Genomic DNA, 4,293 nt, shown 5'->3' with positions numbered 1-4,293 from the left:
GGCTGGCCGGGCTGGGAGTGCTGGCTGGGCTGGGAGTGCTGGGCGGGCTGCGACGCGGAGGTGACGTCGGGCCAGGACTGCGCGGCCGGCAGGTCCGGCCACGACTGCGCGGCGGGAACGTCGGGCCACGACGACTGCCGCGACGCGGCGCCGGCGTCGGGCCAGGACGGCTGGGCGGCGGTGACGTCCGGCCAGGAGGGCTGCGAGGGCTGCGAGGACTGCGAGGACTGCGAGGGGGCCTCGGGCCACGAGGTGGGGACGTCCTGGCGGCCGGTCTCGGGCCAGGACGCGGGCGCCTCGCGCGGGGGAGACTCCCGCGGAGGCACCTCGGGCCAGGACGGCGGCGGGTGCGGTGCTCCGGAATTCTCCGTTGCCATGGCTCCCGTACCTCCAGGTGGTGTTATGTCCTCGTTTGGCGCGTCCAGCATGATCTCATGGGATTTTCCAGGAGACTCGGCGCCTTCCGCAGCGAAACGAGCGAAGCCGTGTGGATCCGTCGGCGCGTCCCGCGTGGGCGGGCCGGCCGTGGGCCGTTCGGTCTCCGCTCCCTCCATCACGGCGTCGAGGGTAATCTAATAGGACATATGAGGTCACAACGGATAGATCACCATCGGGTCTCGTGCAGTGCGATGTGTCTATTGTGCCGTTCCGCCTCAGCCGAGTATCGGCAATCTCCTGAAGAGGTGCGCTAGGCTTGACCTATGCGTTCCGCGACCCTGCTTCTTAGCGGGCCGCGACGGCCCTGAGCTCTAGCCGTCGCGGCTGCCCCTCGTCCTGTGCGCGCGAGGGGTTTTCTTATGGGTCCGAGTCGAGCCAGAAGGACATCACCGTGAGTGAGTACGACCCGCAGGCGCTGCAGGCCAAGTGGCGGCAGCGATGGGAGGAGACGGACCCGTTCCGGGCGGGCGAGGACGCCGCCGACACCCGCGAGCGGCGCTACATGCTCGACATGTTCCCCTACCCTTCCGGTGACCTGCACATGGGCCACGGCGAGGTGTTCGCGATCGGCGACGTCGTCGCGCGCTACTGGTTCCAGCGCGGCTACAACGTGCTGCACCCCATCGGCTGGGACTCCTTCGGCCTGCCCGCCGAGAACGCCGCCATCAGGCGCAACGCGCACCCGGCCGAGTGGACCTACGCCAACATCGAGACCCAGGCCCACTCGTTCAAGCGCTACGCGATCTCCTTCGACTGGTCGCGGCGGCTGCACACCAGCGACCCCGACTACTACCGGTGGAACCAGTGGCTGTTCAACCGCTTCTTCGAGCGGGGCCTGGCCTACCGCAAGGGCGGCCTGGTCAACTGGTGCCCCAACGACCAGACGGTGCTGGCCAACGAGCAGGTCGTGGCGGGCAAGTGCGAGCGGTGCGGCTTCGACGTGATCCGCCGCGAGCTGACGCAGTGGTACTTCAAGATCACTGACTACGCGCAGCGGTTGCTGGACGACATGGGGCAGCTCGACGGCTGGCCGGAGCGCCTGCTGACCATGCAGCGCAACTGGATCGGCCGCTCCGAGGGCGCCGACGTGCTGTTCGAGATCGAGGGCCGCGACGAGCCCGTCCACGTCTACACCACGCGGCCCGACACCCTGTTCGGCGCGACGTTCTTCGTCGTCGCCGTCGACGCGGCGCTGGCCGACGAGATCGTCACCGACGAGCAGCGCGAGGAGTTCGAGGCCTATCGCGCGGAGGTCGCCAAGCTGAGCGACATCGAGCGGCTGTCCACCGACAAGGAGAAGACCGGCGTCTTCCTGGGCCGCTACGCGATCAACCCGGTCAACGGCGAGCGCATCCCGGTCTGGGCCGCCGACTACGTGCTGTCCGACTACGGCCACGGCGCCATCATGGCCGTGCCCGCCCACGACCAGCGCGACCTCGACTTCGCGCTGAAGTTCGGCCTGCCGGTGCGGGTCGTGGTCCACACGGGCCTGGCCGACCCGGGCGAGACGGGCGAGGCCACGCCCGGCGAGGGCACGCTGGTCAACTCGGGCCCGCTCGACGGCCTGTCCAAGGCCGACGCCATCGCCAAGATCATCGAAGTCCTGGAGGTCGCGGGCAGGGGCACGGCGTCGGTCAACTTCAGGCTGCGCGACTGGCTGCTGTCCCGGCAGCGGTTCTGGGGCACGCCGATCCCGATCATCCACTGCGTCGACTGCGGGGAGGTCCCCGTCCCCGACGACCAGCTGCCGGTCACGCTGCCCGACATGCGCGGCGAGGCGCTGGCGCCCAAGGGCGTCTCCCCGCTGGCCTCGGCCACGGAGTGGGTCAACGTCGCCTGCCCGAAGTGCGGCGGCCCCGCCCAGCGCGACACCGACACCATGGACACCTTCGTCGACTCGTCGTGGTACTTCCTGCGCTACTGCTCGCCCGGCTACACCGAGGGCCCGTTCGACCCCGAGCAGGTCCGCAAGTGGGGCCCGATCGACCAGTACGTGGGCGGCATCGAGCACGCGGTGCTGCACCTGCTCTACTCACGGTTCTTCACCAAGGTCCTGCACGACATGGGCATGGTCGACTTCACCGAGCCCTTCCTGCGGATGCTCAACCAGGGCCAGGTGATCAACGGCGGCAAGGCGATGTCCAAGTCCCTGGGCAACGGCGTCGACCTGGGCCAGCAGATCGACGAGTTCGGCGTCGACGCGGTCCGGCTGACCATGATCTTCGCCGGGCCTCCCGAGGACGACATCGACTGGGCCGACGTCTCGCCGGCCGCGTCGCAGAAGTTCCTGGCCCGCGCCTTCCGGGTGATGGACGAGGTCAGCAGCGCGCCCGGCGTCGCGTTCGAAGGCGGTGACCTGGAGCTGCGCAAATTCACCCACCGCACCGTCGACGAGGTCACCAAGCTGATCGAGTCCCACCGCTTCAACGTGGCGGTGGCGCGCATGATGGAGCTGACGTCGGCGGCCCGCAAGGCCATCGACTCCGGCTCCGGCCCCGCCGACCCCGCGGTCCGCGAGGCCGCGGAGTCGCTGGCCGTCATGCTGTCGCTGGTGGCGCCCTACACCGCCGAGGAGGGCTGGGAGCGGCTGGGCCACAAGGGCACGGTCGCGCTCGCCGGCTGGCCGGTCGCCGAGCCGGAGCTGCTGGTCCAGGAGTCGGTGACCGCCGTCGTCCAGGTGGCGGGCAAGGTCCGCGACCGCCTGGAGGTGCCGCCCTCCGTCTCCGAGGACGAGCTGCGTTCGCTGGCGCTGGCCTCGGAGAAGGTCCAGGCCCACCTCTCGGGAGAGCCGCGCAAGGTGATCGTGCGGGCACCCAAGCTGGTCAACATCGTCCCCTGACCCCCAGGTCACGGCTCACGCGAGGCGGGCAGCGGCTCCTTCTGTGGGACGATGAACATCGTCCACCCCTTGGATGTACGGCATTAGTGTTCACGTGTGACTAATGGCGCATACCTGAGATATCCGCATCTGTCTGGTGACCTGGTCACCTTCGTCGCCGACGACGACGTTTGGCTCGCCCCCGTGGAGGGAGGCAGGGCCTGGCGGTTCACCGCAGACCGCACGCCCGTCTCGTTCCCGAGGTTCTCACCCGACGGCAGCCGCATCGCGTGGACCAGCCACCGCGAGGGTGCGCCCGAGGTGTTCGCCGCCGAGGTGGACGGGCCCGAGGGCGACCGGCTGACCCATTGGGGCAGCGCGATGACCGGGACCCGCGGGTGGAGCGCCGACGGGCACGTGCTGGCCGTCACCGCCGCGGGTCAGGGCGGGCGCAGCCGGACCTGGGCGTACGCGGTGCCGATCGACGGCGGACCGGCCACGCGGCTGCCGTACGGATGGGTCAGCGACGTCGCCGTCAGCGGGCGCGGTGTGGCCACCGTGTCCGTCCTGTGGCGCGAGCCGTCGCAGTGGAAGCGCTACCGGGGCGGCACGGCGGGCAAGATCTGGGTCGACGCCGAGGGCGACGGCGAGTTCGCGAGGCTGTTCGCCGACGATCCGGCGCAGCACTGGGCGGTCATGTGGGTGGGTGAGCGCCTGGCCTTCCTGGCCGACCCCGACGGCGCCGGCAACGTCTACTCGTCCCTTCCCGACGGCTCCGACGTGCGCCGCCACACCACGCACGGCGAGTTCTACGCCCGCCACGCGGCCACCGACGGGCAACGGGTGATCTACAGCCACGCCGGGGACCTGTGGCTGCTGGAGAGCCTGGACGCCGAGCCGTACAAGCTCGACGTCAAGCTCAGCGGCCCGCGCCCGGCACGCGCGAGGCGGCCCGTGCCGTCCCGCGTCGGCGGGTTCTCGCCGGACGCGACCGGGCGGGCGAGCGCGGTCGAGATCCGCGGCACCGCCCACTGGGT

Annotated in this window: 1 protein-coding gene and 2 pseudogenes; 2 read left to right on the top strand and 1 reads right to left on the bottom strand. The window is 70.5% G+C overall.

The window, feature by feature from the left end; all coding sequences use genetic code 11:
* A pseudogene (locus DQW85_RS26825) lies at positions 1 to 377 on the bottom strand (hypothetical protein); the annotation flags it as partial.
* A 446-nt stretch (positions 378 to 823) separates the two neighbouring features.
* On the opposite strand from DQW85_RS26825, the gene leuS reads away from it, so the two are divergent.
* Both leuS and DQW85_RS26815 read left to right on the top strand, forming a co-directional pair.
* Positions 824 to 3,277 (top strand): leucine--tRNA ligase, encoded by a 2,454-nt coding sequence (leuS, locus tag DQW85_RS26820; protein ID WP_240197449.1) that lies wholly within the window; start codon positions 824 to 826, stop codon positions 3,275 to 3,277.
* Positions 3,278 to 3,373: 96 nt separating this feature from the next.
* Positions 3,374 to 4,293 (top strand): annotated as a pseudogene (locus tag DQW85_RS26815) (PD40 domain-containing protein); the annotation flags it as partial.

The organism is Nonomuraea lactucae, assembly GCF_003313395.1.
GTDB classification, from domain to species: Bacteria; Actinomycetota; Actinomycetes; order Streptosporangiales; family Streptosporangiaceae; genus Nonomuraea; species Nonomuraea lactucae.
This window is presented reverse-complemented; position numbering and strand designations above follow the sequence as displayed.